This window comes from bacterium, from assembly GCA_026708055.1.
In the GTDB taxonomy this organism is placed as follows: domain Bacteria; phylum Actinomycetota; class Acidimicrobiia; order Acidimicrobiales; family CATQHL01; genus VXNF01.
This window is the reverse complement of record JAPOVS010000026.1, coordinates 107,157-123,601: the sequence shown is the minus strand read 5'-3', so window position 1 is coordinate 123,601 and position 16,445 is coordinate 107,157. Positions and strand designations below refer to the sequence as shown.

General features: G+C 71.7%; 15 protein-coding genes and 1 tRNA gene. All 16 read left to right on the top strand.

The window, feature by feature from the left end; genetic code table 11:
- Positions 1–34 precede the first annotated feature (34 nt).
- The 16 genes from OXG55_05145 to OXG55_05070 all read left to right on the top strand — a co-directional run bounded on the left by OXG55_05145 (position 35) and on the right by OXG55_05070 (position 16,439).
- A complete protein-coding gene (locus OXG55_05145) occupies positions 35–1,738 on the top strand; it encodes an NAD+ synthase (protein MCY4102642.1) in 1,704 nt (567 codons plus the stop codon).
- A gap of 73 nt (positions 1,739–1,811) precedes the next feature.
- Positions 1,812–2,321, top strand: a complete 510-nt coding sequence (locus OXG55_05140) for a hypothetical protein (protein ID MCY4102641.1) — start codon at positions 1,812–1,814, stop codon at positions 2,319–2,321.
- A 118-nt stretch (positions 2,322–2,439) separates the two neighbouring features.
- Entirely contained in the window at positions 2,440–3,375 is a 936-nt protein-coding gene (locus OXG55_05135; GenBank protein MCY4102640.1) for a sigma-70 family RNA polymerase sigma factor, read from the top strand.
- 65 nt (positions 3,376–3,440) lie between these two features.
- Positions 3,441–3,534, top strand: a tRNA-Sec gene (locus tag OXG55_05130).
- 439 nt (positions 3,535–3,973) lie between these two features.
- The gene (locus OXG55_05125; protein MCY4102639.1) at positions 3,974–4,684 is read left to right on the top strand and encodes a hypothetical protein; all 711 of its coding nucleotides are present in this window, start codon (positions 3,974–3,976) and stop codon (positions 4,682–4,684) included.
- A gap of 32 nt (positions 4,685–4,716) precedes the next feature.
- The gene (locus tag OXG55_05120) at positions 4,717–5,898 is read left to right on the top strand and encodes a CpaF family protein (GenBank protein MCY4102638.1); all 1,182 of its coding nucleotides are present in this window, start codon (positions 4,717–4,719) and stop codon (positions 5,896–5,898) included.
- Positions 5,899–5,911: 13 nt separating this feature from the next.
- Entirely contained in the window at positions 5,912–6,865 is a 954-nt protein-coding gene (locus OXG55_05115) for a type II secretion system F family protein (protein ID MCY4102637.1), read from the top strand.
- Positions 6,862–7,638 carry a type II secretion system F family protein gene (locus OXG55_05110; protein MCY4102636.1) on the top strand — a complete coding sequence of 259 codons (777 nt, stop codon included), beginning with the start codon at positions 6,862–6,864 and terminating at the stop codon, positions 7,636–7,638. The genes OXG55_05115 and OXG55_05110 overlap by 4 nt, the downstream gene beginning before the upstream one ends.
- A gap of 54 nt (positions 7,639–7,692) precedes the next feature.
- Positions 7,693–7,914, top strand: coding sequence for a hypothetical protein (locus OXG55_05105; GenBank protein MCY4102635.1), 222 nt, complete (start codon positions 7,693–7,695; stop codon positions 7,912–7,914).
- Between the two features lie 53 nt (positions 7,915–7,967).
- Positions 7,968–8,306 (top strand): pilus assembly protein, encoded by a 339-nt coding sequence (locus tag OXG55_05100; protein ID MCY4102634.1) that lies wholly within the window; start codon positions 7,968–7,970, stop codon positions 8,304–8,306.
- 97 nt (positions 8,307–8,403) lie between these two features.
- A complete protein-coding gene (locus tag OXG55_05095) occupies positions 8,404–8,853 on the top strand; it encodes an ATP-binding protein (GenBank protein MCY4102633.1) in 450 nt (149 codons plus the stop codon).
- Positions 8,854–9,028: 175 nt separating this feature from the next.
- Positions 9,029–10,468, top strand: coding sequence for a Na+/H+ antiporter NhaA (gene nhaA / locus OXG55_05090; protein MCY4102632.1), 1,440 nt, complete (start codon positions 9,029–9,031; stop codon positions 10,466–10,468).
- Positions 10,469–10,485: 17 nt separating this feature from the next.
- Positions 10,486–13,158 (top strand): type I DNA topoisomerase, encoded by a 2,673-nt coding sequence (topA, locus tag OXG55_05085; protein ID MCY4102631.1) that lies wholly within the window; start codon positions 10,486–10,488, stop codon positions 13,156–13,158.
- On the top strand, positions 13,115–14,572 hold the full coding sequence (locus tag OXG55_05080) for an MFS transporter (protein ID MCY4102630.1): 1,458 nt from the start codon (positions 13,115–13,117) through the stop codon (positions 14,570–14,572). The genes topA and OXG55_05080 overlap by 44 nt, the downstream gene beginning before the upstream one ends.
- A gap of 92 nt (positions 14,573–14,664) precedes the next feature.
- On the top strand, positions 14,665–15,294 hold the full coding sequence (tmk, locus tag OXG55_05075) for a dTMP kinase (GenBank protein ID MCY4102629.1): 630 nt from the start codon (positions 14,665–14,667) through the stop codon (positions 15,292–15,294).
- Complete coding sequence (locus OXG55_05070) at positions 15,285–16,439, top strand: hypothetical protein (GenBank protein MCY4102628.1); 1,155 nt, start codon at positions 15,285–15,287, stop codon at positions 16,437–16,439. Before tmk ends, OXG55_05070 begins: the two co-directional genes overlap by 10 nt.
- The last annotated feature ends 6 nt before the right edge of the window (positions 16,440–16,445 follow it).

Here is a 16,445-nt window from a genome sequence, read left to right as displayed (position 1 = left end):
ATCGACCGGAGGGCGGTCTCGGTAGCCTGACGGGATGCTCCGCGTCGGCATCTGCCAGCTGAACCTCACCGTCGGCGACCTCGACGGCAACGTCGAGCGCATGCTCGCGGCGCTGGCGGACGTGTCCGATAGCGGCGGCGATCTGGCCGTCTTCCCCGAGTTGGCCGTCTGCGGCTACCCGCCGGAGGATCTCCTCGCGAAGCCGCGTTTCGCCACGGACTGCCAGGCGGCCCTCGAGAAGATCGCCGCCGCGACCGGTCGCTGCGCGGCGGTCGTGGGGCTGCCCGTGGCCGGCTGTGACGGAGCACTGTTCAATGCGGCCGCGGTCTGTGCCAACGGCGCCATCGCCGGCATGGCGCGCAAGGCACACCTGCCCAACTACGGGGTCTTCGACGAGCACCGCCACTTCACGCCGGGCACGCCGGAAGCGCTCTTCGAGATCGCCGGGGTGGCCGTGGGGGTCTCCGTCTGCGAGGACGTCTGGATCGACGGTGGCGCCGTCGAGCAGTTGGCGGCAGGGGGCGCCGAGGTCATCGTCAACATCAACGCCTCGCCGTACAGCGTCGGCAAGCTCGATGAGCGGCTCGGCGTTCTCAGGAGGCGCATCGGCCGGATCGACTGCCCGGTGGCGTATGTCAACCTGGTCGGGGGGCAGGACGAGCTGGTGTTCGACGGCAGATCCGTTGTCCTCGATACCGCCGGGCAGGTCGTGGCGCAGGCGAAGGCGTTCGAGGAGGAGATCCTCCTCGTCGACGTCGTCCCCCGGCAGGTGCCGACGGACGCGGGCGATGTCGGCCCGCTGGCGACGATCGTCGTGAGCGCCCCGCCGGCCGTTGCCCCGCACGGACTGCCGCCGGCTCCGCCGCCGTCGCCACTGGATCCACTGGATGAGATCTATGCCGCCCTCGTCCTCGCCACCGGCGACTACGTGCGGAAGAGCGGGTTCACCGATGTGTGCCTGGGTCTCTCCGGCGGCGTGGACTCCTCCCTCGTCGCCGCCGTGGCCACCGACGCCCTCGGTGCCGATCGGGTGCACGGTGTGCTCATGCCGTCGCGCTACTCCTCGGCCCACTCCGTCACCGACGCCGAAGCGCTCTGTGCCAATCTGGGGATCGAGGGGCGGATCATCGAGATCGAGGCGGCGCACAGCGCCTTCGAGGCCATGCTGGCACCGGAGTTCGCGGACCTTCCGCCCGGCTTGGCCGAGGAGAACGTGCAGTCGCGCATCCGCGCAATCGTTCTGATGGCGCTGGCCAACAAGTTCGGCTGGCTGGTTCTCACCACCGGCAACAAGTCCGAGGCCGCGGTGGGTTACTCCACGCTCTACGGCGACTCGGCCGGCGCCTTCGCGCCGATCGCGGACATCTGGAAGATGCAGGTCTACGAACTGGCCCGTCGTCGCAACGCCACCGCCGGCCGGGCGCTCATCCCCGAGCGGGTGCTTGCCAAGGCGCCGTCGGCCGAACTGCGGCCCGACCAGCGCGACTCGGACAGCCTGCCGCCGTACGAGTCGCTGGACCCCGTTGCCCGTGCCTTCGTGGAGGGGGACAAGACCGTCGGCGAGCTCATTGCGGCCGGTGCGGACCCCGAACTGGTGCGGCGGGTCGGCAGGCTCGTCGACGTGGCGGAGTACAAGCGCCGCCAGGGGCCGCCGGGGGTGCGGGTGACGCCCAAGGCCTTCGGCAAGGATCGCCGCATGCCAATCACGAACCGTTACCGGGGCGAGGCCCGAGACTGAGCGGCATGCCGGGAAAGCACAGCAGGTGCAGGATCTGGCTCACCGGCGGACCGAGTCGTCTGGAGCCAGTGCCATGATGATCGAAGATCTCACCGACTCGGTCGGGCGCTACGTCTGGCTGCAGCGGCACCTGGCGGAGTCGTTGAGGCTCTGGGGCGTCGGCGAGAAGGATGGCGCCGTGGCTGTGTACCTGCACCAGACGGCGCGCCGTTTCGCTGAGCACGGTACCGACTGGGAGGCGCTACTGGCGGACTCTCCGGCTCTGGGGGCCACCGAGCGGGTCCGTGCGCCGTCGCCGGGCTGGGAGGAACTGTTCCGGGGGGCCGCCACGGGCACCTCCGACCGCCTCGTCGTGCTCCTGCACGTGGTGCTGCCGCGGCTGCGCTCCTCGCTGGAACGTTTCGCCGCCCAACTCGGCGACGTGGCCGAGGCCGCCGAGGGTCGCTTCTGCGCCATCGTGGCGGGGGACCTTCAGGGGATCGAGGCGCGAGGACTGGCATTGCTCGACGAGCGGGCCACGGCGCCGAGCCAGCGCCGGATGGCGGCGAGGCTCGGTCGGCGCCTCGCCGACCTGTCGTGCTGACAGGCCGCGCGGTTGAACGAGCCGGCTCGCTCTGTAGTGTGAGTTCGCGGCTCTCGTTCAGGGGAGGCTCGGGCGGCCGGCACTCGGCCGCCTGTTGATTTTCGGGGAGACATCGTCAGTGGCGAGAGAGCGGGTTGAGAGGGACGAAGAAGATCTCGTCCGGCTCTATCTGACCGACATCGGCCAATACACCCTGCTCACGAAGGACGACGAGGTCGACCTGGCCCAGAAGATCGAGGTCGGGATCGAAGCACGCGAGGAATTGGCGGCGGGCAAGTCGCTGTCTTCGCGCCGCCGTGTCGAGTTGCGCCGGCTGGTGGGGGAGGGCGAGGCGGCCGAGCGGCAGTTCGTGCAGTCGAACCTGCGCCTGGTGGTGTCGATCGCCAAGAAGTACCAGGCCTCGGGGTTGCCGCTGCTGGACCTCGTGCAGGAGGGGAACCTGGGCCTCATGCACGCCGTGGAGAAGTTCGACTGGCGCAAGGGGTTCAAGTTCTCCACCTACGCCACGTGGTGGATCCGCCAGGCCATCACCCGCGGCATCGCCAACACCGGTCGCACCATTCGCCTTCCCGTGCACGCCGGCGACACGCTCACCCGCCTCCAGAAGGCCCGCGCCCGTCTCGAACTGCGCTACGGCCGGCCGGCCACGCTCAGCGAGCTGGCCGAAGAGGTGGAGATGCCCGAGCAGAAGGTGACCGAGGCGCTGCGCTTCGCCGCCGAGCCGCTCTCGCTCTCGGAGCCGCTGCGCGAGGACGGCGATGCCGAACTGGGCGACGTCGTGGAGGACCGCTCGGCCGAATCGCCGTTCGAGGTCGCCGCCACCGCGCTGCTGCCCGAGGAGATCAAGCGCCTGCTGTCGCCGCTGGACGAGCGTGAGCGCGAGATCCTCACGCTCCGCTACGGGCTGGACCGCGGCGAGCCGCGCACCCTCGAAGAGGTCGGGGAGCACTTCAACCTGACCCGCGAGCGGATCCGCCAGATCGAGGCTCGGGCCATGTCGAAGCTGCGGCATCCCTCGTCGGACACCGGCGCCCGGGACCTGCTGGCCGTCTGAGCGCTCTGTCCGTCCGAGTCTGATCGCCTGCGGTGCGGCGGCCGCCGCCCGCTAGGGTCGCAGGCGGAGGTGTCCGAGCGCCTGGTGGGCTCCCCCGCCTTCAAAGCGGGCGGGACGGGCGATCCCCGTCCGGCGGGTTCGATTCCCGTCCACCTCCGCTGTTCTCCCATGTGCGGTCGCCGTCCGGCAGCGGCCGCCGTCGTGCGGTGGCTGCCCGATGACGCGGGATTCCCGTCCACCTCCGCGATTCCCGTCCACCTCCGCTATCGCGCGAGCTTGCGACTTGAGATCGCGGTCGTATACTTCGGTGCAATGAAGAAGTTCTTCCTCTTCGTCTTGGTGGCGGTACTCGTGGCCTGGGTGGCCAAGAAGGTCCGCGAAGTCTGACCCACTGATTTCCCGGCACCCGGCTCGGCCGGGCCCGGATCCCAACTCGGCGCCGCAGGTGCCCGTCAACTCCAGCGCCGACCGGCGACCTGCTGATGTGTCGCCATCGTCATTCCGGCGCAGGCCGGAATCCAGTCGTGAAACGTTCCCGGCTTCCCCCTGAAAGCCACGAAGCGCGCCTTGGCGGGCGCGCCAACAGGAGGAGGCAGAGATGTACGTTGCGTGCTGGTCGGTCAAGGGAGGATCGGGGACGTCGGTCGTTGCGGCCCTGGCGGCTCGGCGGTGGGCGGCCACCACCGACGCCGGATCCCTGCTCGTCGACCTCTGTGGCGACTCGGCCGGGCTGCTGGGTGTGCCCGAGCCCGCCACGCCCGGTGTTGCCGACTGGTTGAACGTGGGCGACGAGGTGCAGATCGATGCACTGCGTCGCCTGGAGCGTGAAGTCGCCTCGGGGCTCTCGCTGCTGCACCGCGGCGCCGGGCCGCTGTCCCGGACCGACCGGGCCGAGTTGATGGCGCGCGAGCTGGTCGCCGACCACCGCGTGGCGATCATCGACGGCGGCTGCCTGTGGCGAGCCGGTGGCGAGGAAGCCGGGGGCGTCGCGGCCGGGGCGGCTCCCGACGACATCGACGTGCGGCGCCGGATCGTGGCCGGAGCCGACAGGTCCTGGCTGGTGACTCGGGCCTGCTTCCTGGCGTTGCGCAGGGCGGCGCGGGCGCCTCTGCAGCCGACCGGTGTCGTGTTGCTGGTTGAGCCGGGCCGCCCGCTGACCGCCGGCGACGTGGAGGACGTGGTGGGTGCCCCGGTGGTGCTCCGCCTCGAGGTCGACCCGTCCGTGGCGCGGGCAGTGGACGCCGGGCTGCTGGCCAGTCGTGTCCCTGCGGCGCTGGACCGGGCCTTGGCGCAGGTCTGCCCGGCGTGAGCCCGCCCGCGGGACCGCACCCGGCAGGGGAGATGACTGAGTCCGCCGCGGTCGCGAGCTCCGAGCCGCTCGCGACCGTCGAGCGCGATCTGCACGGTCTCGTCGTGGAGGCCTGCCTCGCCGGCGAGCCGGTGGGCATCGAGCAGATCAGGGAGTTGGTGCGCCAGCGCGCGCCGCTGCTGAGCCCCGAGCTCCAGGACGCTCTGGCGCAACGAGTGGAGGCCCGCCTCGCCGGTCTGGGCCCGCTGGAGGCGTTGGTAGCGCTCGAAGCGGTGAGCGACGTGATGGTCAACGGTCCCGGCGCCGTCTGGGTGGAGGAGGGCGGGACGCTGCGTCGCACTGCGGTCACGGTCGGCGAGGCAACGCTGCACCAGCTCATCGAGCGGGTGGTGGCGCCGCTGGGTCTGCGAGCCGATCGCACGTCGCCGCTGACCGACGCCCGGCTTCCGGACGGCTCGCGGGTCAACGTCGTCATGCCACCCGTGGCCGTCGACGGTCCCTATCTGATCATCCGCCGCTTCCGGGCATGCGCCTTGCGGCTGGAGGACTTTGCCTCGCCGCCGGTCGCGGCCTTGCTGCGCTGGCTGGTGACGGCCCGGGCGAACATCGTCGTGAGCGGCGGAACCGGTGCCGGCAAGACCACCTTCTTGAACACCATGGCGGCGCACATCCCGGCGGATCAGCGCATCGTCACCGTCGAGGACGCCGCCGAACTGGACCTGCAGGCCGCACACGTCGTCCGTCTGGAGGCGCGCCCACCCAGCATCGAGGGTCTGGCGGCGGTCACCGTGCGCGACCTGGTGCGCAACGCGTTGCGCATGCGGCCCGACCGGATCCTCGTCGGCGAGGTCCGGGGATCGGAGGCCTTCGACATGTTGCAGGCGATGAACACCGGTCACGACGGTTGCCTGTCCACCTGTCACGCGAACAGCCCGCCCGATGCGCTCGGGCGTCTGGAGACAATGGTCCTCATGGCCGGCGCCGGGCTGCCGCTGCAGGCCGTACGCGATCAGATCAGCGCCGCGGTGGACTTCGTCGTGCATCTGGCCCGAGGTCCGGCGGGCTCCCGGCGCGTCGTGGCGGTGGCCGAGGTGCGCGGCGGTCCGGAGCGGTTGGCGACGCTGGCGGACGCCGTGGCGCTACGGGCCCTGCCGGAGGCACCTCCACGGGCCTTCGATGCACCGCCGGCCGATCCGGCATGGCTTGACCTGTAAGGGGGTGCGGGTCGTGACAGGCGCCTTCGGATACACGGTGGCGATCGTCGTGGCGGCGTTGGCTCTGCGGCGCGTGCCGGTGGAGGTTGCGCGCTGGCGGGTGCGGCGGCGCAGCCGGCTGCTCGCCGAGCGGTCCGCCGCAGCGGGGGCACCTGGCGCACCGGCGGTGCCATCCAAAGGCGGACCGCCTGACACCCCCAGCGGGTCGCTCGCCGGGCGCGCCCTCGGCCGGGCGCGGCGAAGGTTGCGGCGCGCCATGGATGACGCCGCCGTTCCGTCCGGCGAGTCCCAGGCCGTCGCCGTCTGGGGCGCGGCCCTGGGGGTGGGGACCCTGGGCGGTCTGGTTCTGGCGGGAGTGCCCGGAGCCGCCACAGGGGCCGGGGCCGGCCTGCTCGGACCGCCCGCGGCACTGTGGGCGTCGCGCCACCGCAGGGCGCGTCTCATCGTCGGGGCGCTGCCGGACTTCCTGGAGCGGGTGGCCCGCTCGCTGCGGGCCGGCGTGTCCACCGTCACCGCTCTGGAGGAGGTCCTCCCCGCAAGCGGCCCGCTCGGCGCGGAGCTCCGCAGAGTGTTGGAGGATGTTCGGGCGGGCAGCCCGCTGCCGGCAGCGCTGGACCACTGGCGCTCCGGCTGCCCCCTTCCCGAGGTGAACCTGGCGGCCGCGGCGCTCTCCATCGGCGCCAGCACCGGTGGCCGGCGTGCTCCGGCGGTGGACGGTGTGGCGGCGACGTTGCGCGGCATGCGGGCAACCCAACGCGAGGTCGCCTCGCTGGCCCAGCAGGGGCGCCTGTCGGGGCTGCTGATCGCACTGCTGCCGCTCTGCTTCCTGGGGATGTCGGCGATGCTCGACAGCGGCTCGGTACTGGCGCTCTACGGGACGCCCCTGGGAATGATCTGCCTCGTCGCCGGCGTCGTCCTGAACCTCGTGGCGTTCGCCTGGATGCACCGGATCACGCGGCTGCCATGACCGTGCTGGCAGCGGGCTGGGCACTTGCGGTGCTGTGGGGCGCGCTGCTGCTCCATACCCCTTCGGCGGCAGTCCGGGCGCGCCTCGGTGCTCTGCCGGTCGCGAGCCGCGGTCGCCGGACCCGGCCCGTGGCATCGCTGGGGCGGATCCTGCGGTCGACGGTGGGGCGCCGGCCCGATGCCGCTGCCGACCGGCGGGCGGGGTCGGTGGCGCTCGCGCTGCTCGCCGGGGCGACCGTCGACCTCACGCTGGGACTGGCGGTCGCCGCGCTGAGTTGGTTCGTGCTCCGCCGCCGGGCCGCGCGCCAGCGACAGCGGGAAGCGGCGACGCTGCTGGCAGAACTGCCCGAGGCGGTGGACCTCTTCGCTCTCGCCGCCAGCGCGGGACTGAGCGTGCGACTCGCCGCCGAGGCGGTGGCGCCCCGTCTCGACGGGCCTGTCGGGAGCGCGCTCGACCGGGCCGTCCGGCAGATGCGGCTCGGGGTCGAGACGGCGGAGGCCCTCGAAGCACTCACCCGCACGCCGGCGGGCGAGCCCCTGCGGCTGCTCGTGCGCCCGCTGACCGATTCCCTGCGCTACGGCTCTGCTCTCGGACCCGCGCTCGAGCGGGCCGCGGCCGTGGCCCGCTCCGAGCGGCGGCGGCAGGCCGAGGCGGTGGCCCGGCGGATCCCGCTGCGGCTGCTGTTCCCGCTGACCCTGTGCGTCCTTCCGGCATTCGTCCTGCTGACGATCCTGCCGACGGTGGCGCAGTCGCTGGAACTGCTGCGGTTCTGACGCCACCGCCGACTCACTCGTTCGCCGTTCGACATACAACCAGGAGGACACACCATGACCCCAGGATCAGCAATCGCTCAGCCGAGAAGACTCTCGTCCGGCCGCCGGCTGCGCCGGCGTGCCACCCAGGCCGGCCAGGCCACCGCGGAGTACGCCCTCGTGCTGCTCGGCGTGGCCCTCGTGGCGGTGCTCGTCCTGGACTGGGCGCGGAACACGAACATGGTGAGCCGGCTGTTGAACGCCGTGTTCCGGTCGATCAGCAAACTCATCACGTGAGAGCGGGCGAGCCAGGTGGTCGCCGGTGTCCCTCGCAACAGGGTCAGGCGACCGTGGAGCTGGCGCTGCTGACGCCGCTCCTGATGTTGATGGCCCTGTTGCTGGTGCAACTGGCGCTGACCGCGCGTGACCAGATCATGGTGATCCACAGCGCCCGCGAGGCTGCTCGTGCCGTGGCTGTCAGCGGCGAGTCCAGTGCGGCGCGGCCTGCCGCGCTGGCGGCTTCGCGCCTGGATCCGCAACGTCTGCGGGTACGCGTCGAAGAACGTCCCGGCACCGGCAACGTCTCGGTCCGGCTGAATTACCGCTCCCCGGTGCGCGTCGCCCCGTTCGGGGTTGTGCTGGACGACCTGGTGCTGTCGGGGGAGGCGGTCATGCGGAGCGAACGCTGACCGGGACACGGACCGCACGCGCCGCGGCGGGAGTACCCCGTCCCGATACTGTGAACCCCGCAGGAATTCGCCCCATTCCGACCCGGGACCATTGCCGATGGCGGCAGCAGCGCACGACCGCGGCGACGCGGTGGAGATCAGTATCCCGCCTCGAACCGAGTACGTGGCGATGGTGCGGAACTTCGTCGCCGAGGCGGTCGCCAGACAGGCGGGGGTGGATGCGCGGCGCCTCGAGGACCTCCGGGTCGCCGTCTCCGAAGCTGTCACCAACGCCATCGCCGCTCACGCCGCACGCCGGACCGGCGCGCCGATCAGGATCTGCTGCGTTCCCAGTCCGGGACGCGTCGAGATCGGCGTCTACGACCGGGGTGGTGGGTTCGACCCGGCGAGCGTGCCCGAGCCTCCAGAACCGACCGATCCCCACCGGTTGGAGACCGAGAAGGGCATGGGCCTGTGGCTGATGCGGATCATGTCCGACGACCATTCGATCGCCACGAGCCGTCGCGGGACCGAAGTCCGGCTGGTGGTCCACACCTCCTCGGGCTAGCCGGCGGGCGGGGCCGATCGCCCGGTTCGCCCGGCGCCGCGGCTGCCCGCTCGGCACCTGATTGTCACCTCCGGCGCCCGAACGCGACGCCGTCCGGTCCGGCGGTTGCGAGGCTGGAGGGGCGGGCGAGCCGCTAGCGTGCCAGAGTCGTCGGGAGAGTCTGTCGGGGACGGTCATGTCGAATCACGGGCACATCGAGGGCGGCGAGGACCCGGAACCGCCGGTTCTCGACAGGAATCCCCAAGGGGACGGCGAGCACCGCGAGACGGGCTCACCGCCCGACAGCAGCCTGACGTTCATCGGCCGCGACAGCGCTCTGGCCCGCACGGTGGGCCGCCCGCTGTTGCACTTCCTGCACATCGAGACCTCAGGGGGAATCCTCCTCCTGCTCGCCACCGTCGCCGCCCTCATCTGGGTGAACTCCCCGGTCGGGCACAGCTACGAGGAGTTCTGGCACACCCCCATCGAGATCTCGGTGAGCGATTTCGTGGTCTTCGACGAGGATCTGCACGGCTTCGTGAACGACGCGCTCATGGCGCTGTTCTTCTTCGTGGTGGGTCTGGAGATCAAGCGTGAGTTGGTCACCGGGCGGTTGCGGCGGCCGCGCGACGCGCTGCTTCCGGCCGTCGCCGCGCTCGGGGGCATGGTGGTGCCGGCCCTGGTCTATGTGGCCTTCAACCTGGGGGGTGACAACCTCAACGGCTGGGGTGTGCCGATGGCCACCGACATCGCCTTCGCGGTCGGGGTCGTGTCCCTCGTCGGTAAGTGGGTTCCGGGCTGGCTGCGCCTGTTCCTGCTGACGCTGGCGATCGTCGACGACATCGGCGCGATCCTCGTGATCGCGATCTTCTACAGCTCCGACATATCGCTGGGATGGCTCGGGCTGGCGGGGCTGCTGTGCGTTCTGATCGCCACCCTGACGCGGATCCGCGTCTGGCAGTGGCCGGTGTACATGCTCATCGGCGTCTTCGTGTGGTGGGCCACCCTGAACTCCGGCGTCCACGCCACGATCGCCGGCGTCGTACTCGGCCTGCTGACACCGGCCAAGCCGCTGCAGCGGGAGACCGACGCCCGTTCGGTGGCCCGCTGGCTGCAGGACAAGTCGGCCATCTCGGTCACCGACATCCGCCGAGCCAACTTTGGCATCGCCGAGTCGCGCTCGGTGGCCGAGCGCCTCGAGGTGGCACTGCATCCGTACGTCAGCTATCTCATCGTGCCGGTCTTCGCCCTGGCGAACGCCGGTGTGACGCTCAGCGCTGACTCGCTGCGCGGCGCGGCGACCTCGTCGGTCACCATCGGCGTGGCCCTGGGGCTGCTGGTCGGCAAGACCGTCGGCGTGTCCGGATTCACACTGCTGGCCACGCGACTCGGTCTCAGTTCGTTGCCGGCCGGCGTCACCAGACTGCACGTCGTCGGAGTGTCGATCGTTGCGGGCATCGGATTCACCGTGGCACTGTTCGTGACGGCGCTGGCGTTCAACGGTTCCGCGGCGGGCGACGAGGCGAAGATCGGCGTCCTGGTGGCGTCCCTGGTGGCTGCGGTGCTCGGACTGATGGTGCTGCGGCTGGCCGGTCGCCGCGTTGTCGGCACGCTGGCGGCGTCCGGTCACCGCTAGCCCGTATCTTGCTGTCCATGGCCTCAGCCACCTCGCCGAAGCGGGTCGTCATCGTCGAATCGCCCACCAAGGCCACGACGATCGCCCGCTTCCTGGACGACAGCTACACCGTGGAGTCGTCCCGCGGCCACATCCGCGATCTCCCGACCAAGGCCTCGGAGATCCCCAAGGCCTACCAGGCCGAGCCGTGGGCGCGCCTGGGAATCGATGTGGAGAACGACTTCAAGCCGCTCTACGTGCTGAACAGCGACAAGAAGAAGACGGTGGCGTCGCTCAAGAAGCTCGTCGCCACGGCCGACGAGCTCTATCTGGCCACCGACGAGGATCGCGAGGGCGAGGCCATCGCCTGGCACCTGCTGCAGGTCCTCTCGCCCCCGCAACGGGTGACGGTGCGCCGGCTGGTGTTCCACGAGATCACTCCCGATGCCATCCGCTCCGCGTTGGCGAGCCCCCGGGAGATCGACCGGCGGCTCGTGGACGCGCAGGAGGCCCGCCGGCTGCTCGACCGGCTCTACGGCTACGAGGTCTCGCCGGTGCTGTGGAAGAAGGTGGCCCCTCGACTGTCGGCCGGGCGTGTTCAGAGCGTGGCGACCAGGATCGTCGTCGAGCGCGAGCGCGAGCGCATGGCGTTCGTGCCGGCCGGCTACTGGACGCTCGACGTCACCGCGGCAACGAGGGGCGGTGAGCAGTTCGGTATGGCCGCGACCGCCGTCGACGGTGCCCGGATCGCGACCGGGCGGGACTTCGGCGCCGACGGGAAGCCGCGCGCCGAGAATGTCGTCACCCTCGACGGGCCGGCGGCGCGCCGGCTGGCCGAGGAATTGGACGGCGGGACCGCGGAGGTGGCGTCGGTGACGGCCAAGCCCTACCGTCGCCGACCGGCGCCGCCGTTCATCACCTCCACGCTGCAGCAGGAGGCAGGGCGACGGCTGCGCCTGTCGGCCTCCGCGGTCATGCGCGTGGCCCAATCGCTCTACGAGCAGGGGTTCATCACCTACATGCGGACCGATTCGGTCACCCTCGCGGAGGTGGCCCTGAAGGCCGCCCGTGCCGAGGTCGCCGCGCGCCACGGCACGGAGTTCCTGCCGTCGAAGCCGCGCCAGTACCGCAGCAAGGTCCGCAACGCCCAGGAGGCGCACGAGGCGATCCGGCCCGCCGGCGAGGAATTCGCCTCCCCCGAGTCGTTGCGCGGGCGGCTGTCCCCGGTGGAGGCGGACGTCTACGAGCTCATCTGGCGCCGCACGCTCGCCTCGCAGATGACCGACGTCACCGGTGAGACCGTCACGATCGAGGCTGCGGCGCAGCTCGCGAGCGGGTCCGAGGTCAGACTCGCCACCTCGGGCACGGTGATCGCCCACGAGGGGTTCAGGCGCGTCTGGGACCCCCAGCCGGCCGGTGCCGCGGGCGGGGCGAACGGCGGAGCGGGCGCGGAGGAGGCGCAGCGCCGCCTGCCACAGGTCGCGGCCGGCGACGTACTGGCGCTCGCGGCCCCGGAGGTGTCCAGTCACGAGACCCAGCCGCCGGCGCGATTCACCGAGGCCACGCTCGTGCGCCGGCTCGAGGAGTTGGGGGTGGGCCGGCCCTCCACGTACGCCACGATCATCACGACGATCACCGACCGCGGGTACGTCCGCAAGAAGGGGACAGCGCTGATCCCCACGTTCACCGCCTTCAGCGTGGTGAGCCTCCTCGAGGGCCATTTCGGTGACTTCGTGGACTACGCCTTCACGGCCCGCATGGAGGACGACCTCGACGACATCGCCCGCGGCCGCCAGGAGTACCTTCCCTGGCTCTCGGTGTTCTACTTCGGCGCCGACGGTGATCCTGGCCTCAAGAGCCGGGTCTCGGACAATCTCGATGAGATCGATGTGCGGGCGGTCAACGCCGTGGCGATCGGCACCCACCCCGACGGGCGGCCCATCGAAGCACGGCTCGGGCGGTTCGGTCCGTACGTCACATGCGGTGACGAGCGCGCGCAGCTCCCCGAGGACACCTCACCGGACGAGGTGACGGTGGATCTGGTGCTGGAGCTGCTCAGCCGACCGGCGACCGGCCGCTCGCTGGGGACCGATCCCGCTTCGGGCCTGCCGGTCACCGCTCGCGATGGTCGCTACGGGCCCTACGTGCAACTCGGCCCGCCGCCCGAGACGCCCGACGCCAAGGCGGAGAAGTTCGCCTCCCTGTTCAGTTCGATGACTCTCGAGGACGTCACGCTGTCCGATGCGCTGCGGCTCCTCAGCCTGCCGCGGACCGTCGGGGCGGACCCCGCCGACGGCGTCGAGATCACGACGCAGGCAGGGCGGTTCGGGCCCTACGTGAAGAAGGGGTCCGAGACCCGTTCGCTGGAGACCGAGGAGCAGATCTTCGAGATCGGCCTCGAGGAGTGCCTCACGCTGCTGGCGCAGCCGCGCCGCGGGCGCGGTCGGGAGCCCAAGCCGCCGCTGCGGGACCTCGGGGACGATCCGGTCACCGGCCGCCCCCTCGTGATCCGTGACGGTCGCTACGGCCCGTACGTCACCGACGGGGAGACGAATGCGTCGCTGCGCTCCGGGGACATGCCCGAGGCGCTGACGCCCCAGCGTGCCTCCGACCTGCTGGCGGCCCGCCGCGACGCTCCGCCGCGCCAGGCCCGCAAGGGAGGTTCCGGTGGATCCCGGCGCCGGAAGGGACCTCCTGCCCGTGACGGCTGAGGGAGCGGCTGCCGGGCAGCGCCGCAGGTGGGCGGCCTTCCAGCGGCGGGTCTTCGCCACTCCCCAGTTCTTCCGGCTCTGGTCGGCACAGGTCGTCACCTCCACGGGCGACTGGCTGGGCTTCCTGGCCATCGCCGTGGTGGCGGCGCGCCTCGGCGCGGGCACCCCCGAGGCCGCCATCGGCGTGGTGATCGCCGCCCGCCTGGTGCCGGGCGTCTTCTTCTCGCAGGTGGCCGGCGTGCTCGCCGACCGTTTCGACCGCCGACGGCTCATGGTCACCTGCGACCTGGCAAGGGCGGGGATCCTGCTGGTCGTGCCGCTGGTCAACAGCGTTTGGCAACTCGTCCTGGTGTCGCTGGCGCTGGAGGCGTTCACGCTGCTGTGGATCCCAGCCAAGGAGGCCTCGGTCCCGAACCTGCTCCCGGCAACGCACCTGACCACGGCCAACTCGCTGTCCATGTTCGCCACCTACGCCACGTTCCCCATCGCCTCACTCATCTTCGCCAGGGTCGCGGGCGCCCTGGAGAGCGCCGACCCGGAGGGGTGGCTCGGGCTGCTCTATCCGGACAAGCAGGGGCCCATCTTCTACCTCGACGCGCTGACCTTCGTGGTCTCGGCGGCGCTCGTGTTCTCGTTGCCGCTCCGCCACCCCCGCGACGCGGCCCGTGCGGAGCGTCCCACCGTGCGGTGGGAGGGGGTCTTCCGGGAGTATCGCGAGGGTTGGCGCTACGTGGTGGTGAACCCCACGGTGCGCTCGGTCAACATCGGCCTGGCGACGGCCCTCATCGGTGGCGGCATGCTGATCCCGCTGGCGCTGGTGTACGCCATCGAGGTGCTCCGGGTCGGCGAGGGGGGGTTCGCCGACATCGTCACCGGGCTGAGCGCCGGCGTCGGCGTCGGCGTGGTGGTGCTGTCGCTGTTGCAGCGGCGCGTCCACAAGCACCGCGTGTTCGCCCGTTCGCTCACGGGGGCCGGTGTGTGTCTGCTGGTGGCCTCGTCGCTGGGATCGCTGCCGTGGGTGATGCTGGTGGCCGGCGCGGTCGGCGCGTGCGCCGGGGGCATGTACGTCCTGGGCTTCACCCTGCTGCACGAGCACACCGCGGATGAGGTGCGGGGACGCGTCTTCGCCGGGCTCTACTCGATCGTGCGACTCTGCGTCGTGTTGGCGCTGGTGGTAGGTCCCCTGCTGGCGGCCCTCTTCGACCGAGTGTCCGAGGTGCTCTGGGACCGCTCGATCGACATCGGCATCGTGGTCGTGGAGCTACCGGGCGTGCGCCTGACGCTGTGGCTCGCCGGGCTGACCGTGATCGTCGCCGGGCTGCTCGCCCGCCGCACGCAGCGAGCGGTGGCCGCCACCGGATCCGACGGTCCGGCCGGTGCTCCCACCGGCGACGAGTCTCTGGAAGACTGCTGAGCAGTGGTGCCGACAGGGGGAGTGCTGCGCTCCGGTCATTCCGGCGCAGGCCGGAATCCAATGGCTGCCGTGTCGAGCCGCCGGGGATCGACATGAGCGGCGAGCACGCTCGTCCGGCGCGAGGTGCCTTCGTGGTCTTCGAAGGCGGCGAGTCGGTCGGCAAGTCCACCCAGGCCGCCTGGCTGGCGACGCGCCAAGGCGCCGAACTCACCTTCGAGCCCGGCGGCACCCGGCTGGGCCAGGAGTTGCGCCGGCTGCTGCTGGACGGGCCCGGTGCGCGCCTGGACATCCTCAGCGAGGCTCTGCTGATGGCCGCCGACCGGGCACAGCACGTCGCTGAGACGGTTCGCCCCGCCCTCGAGGCGGGTCGGGACGTGGTGTGCGACCGGTACATCGGCTCGTCGCTGGCCTACCAGGGGTACGGGCGCGGGCTGGACGTCCCCACGGTCCAGTTGCTGTCAGAGGTTGCCACCGGTGGCCTGTGGCCCGATCTGATCATCCTGCTGGACATGGATCCCCAGCGGGCACGGATCCGGGGCGCCGGAGGCTCCGACCGGTTCGAGGCGATGGGGGTGGACTTCCACCGCCGGGTGCGGGCCGGCTACCTCGAGCTCGCCTCGGCCGACCCCGCCCGCTGGACGGTGGTCGACGCCGATCGCCCCCCTGCCGAGGTGCGCGACGGCATCGCTGCTCTGGTGGCCGAGCGGCTGGGATGGGCGTGACCGACTGGCCGCCGCTCGTCGGCGGCGGGGCCGGTCTGCGCCAGCTCGAAGGGGCGCTGGCGGCGCCGGTCCACGCCTACCTGCTCGTCGGCACCGTGGCTGGCGACAAGCGCGCCGTGGCCCGCACCTTCGCCGGCGAACTGCTGGCGGTCGCCGCGCGCGCGGGCTCGGCCCGGGCGGATCCGGAGGTTGCCGAGCGGCATCGCCGCCGGGCCCGGCAGGCGACGCATCCGGACGTGGTGCTCGTCGAGCCGGAGGGGCGGGCACTGCTGGCGGCCGAGGCGACGGCGATCATCACCGAGGCGGCCCGCCGCCCGCTGGAGGGCGCCGGCAAGGTGATCATTTGCGACCGGTTCCACACCGCCACGCCTGCAGTGGCGGCGAGCCTGCTGAAGACCGTCGAGGAGCCGCCGCCGGGCACCACCATCGTGTTGCTCGCCGATGATGTGCCCCCCGGACATGTCACGGTGGCCTCCCGCTGCGTGACGGTGCGGTTCCCGGCTCCGTCGTCCGAGGAGGTGCACGAATGGCTCGTCGGGTCCGGAGTGTCACCTGCGGTGGCCCGGCGGGCGGCACGCGCCGTGGGGGGCGATCCGGGGCGCGCCGGCGACCTGGTCGGCGGGGGCAATCTGGCCGAGCGGCTCGACGCCTGGTGGTCGATTCCCGAACGCCTGGACGGCACGGGGGCCCGAGCAGCGGCCATGGCGGACGGGTTGCGGGCGCTGATCGACGCGGCCGCCGAGGAGGCTCCCGGGGCGACCCCCGACCCGGCGGGGCAGGTTGCGCCAGGTCCGGCTCACGCGGACCCGGGTGGTCGGGAGGCTGGTCCGACCACCTCGTCCGCCAGGGTCGAGCGTCAACGGAGCGATCGGCGCCAGCGTCGGGTTCGTGACGCCGAGTTGCGGTTCGGGTTCGCCGTGCTGGCCGAGCGCTACCGGGAAATGTTGGAGGCCGCGACCGGCGGTTCGGCCGGTTCCCGAGCCTCAGCCCCCGCCCAACCAGCCCAACCGGGAGGGCCGGCCGCCGGAGCGCTCGAGTTGCTCAGGGAGGCGACTGCTGCGCTGGTGCGCAATCCCGACGAGAAGCTGCTGTTGCAGAACCTTCTACTTCACTTGCCCCTGTTCGAGGACGCCGAAGCCCGCTGAAGCTGC

Bases quoted from the DNA above. Each gene is read 5' to 3' on its own strand.
- OXG55_05105 (MCY4102635.1), top strand. From the start codon at position 7,693: ATGACCCCAGGATCAGCAATCGCTCAGCCGAGAAGACTCTCGTCCGGC.
- OXG55_05145 (MCY4102642.1), top strand. From the start codon at position 35: ATGCTCCGCGTCGGCATCTGCCAGCTGAACCTCACCGTCGGCGACCTC.
- OXG55_05070 (MCY4102628.1), top strand. From the start codon at position 15,285: ATGGGCGTGACCGACTGGCCGCCGCTCGTCGGCGGCGGGGCCGGTCTG.
- OXG55_05095 (MCY4102633.1), top strand. From the start codon at position 8,404: ATGGCGGCAGCAGCGCACGACCGCGGCGACGCGGTGGAGATCAGTATC.
- nhaA (MCY4102632.1), top strand. From the start codon at position 9,029: ATGTCGAATCACGGGCACATCGAGGGCGGCGAGGACCCGGAACCGCCG.
- topA (MCY4102631.1), top strand. From the start codon at position 10,486: ATGGCCTCAGCCACCTCGCCGAAGCGGGTCGTCATCGTCGAATCGCCC.
- OXG55_05125 (MCY4102639.1), top strand. From the start codon at position 3,974: ATGTACGTTGCGTGCTGGTCGGTCAAGGGAGGATCGGGGACGTCGGTC.
- tmk (MCY4102629.1), top strand. From the start codon at position 14,665: ATGAGCGGCGAGCACGCTCGTCCGGCGCGAGGTGCCTTCGTGGTCTTC.
- OXG55_05110 (MCY4102636.1), top strand. From the start codon at position 6,862: ATGACCGTGCTGGCAGCGGGCTGGGCACTTGCGGTGCTGTGGGGCGCG.
- OXG55_05120 (MCY4102638.1), top strand. From the start codon at position 4,717: ATGACTGAGTCCGCCGCGGTCGCGAGCTCCGAGCCGCTCGCGACCGTC.
- OXG55_05140 (MCY4102641.1), top strand. From the start codon at position 1,812: ATGATGATCGAAGATCTCACCGACTCGGTCGGGCGCTACGTCTGGCTG.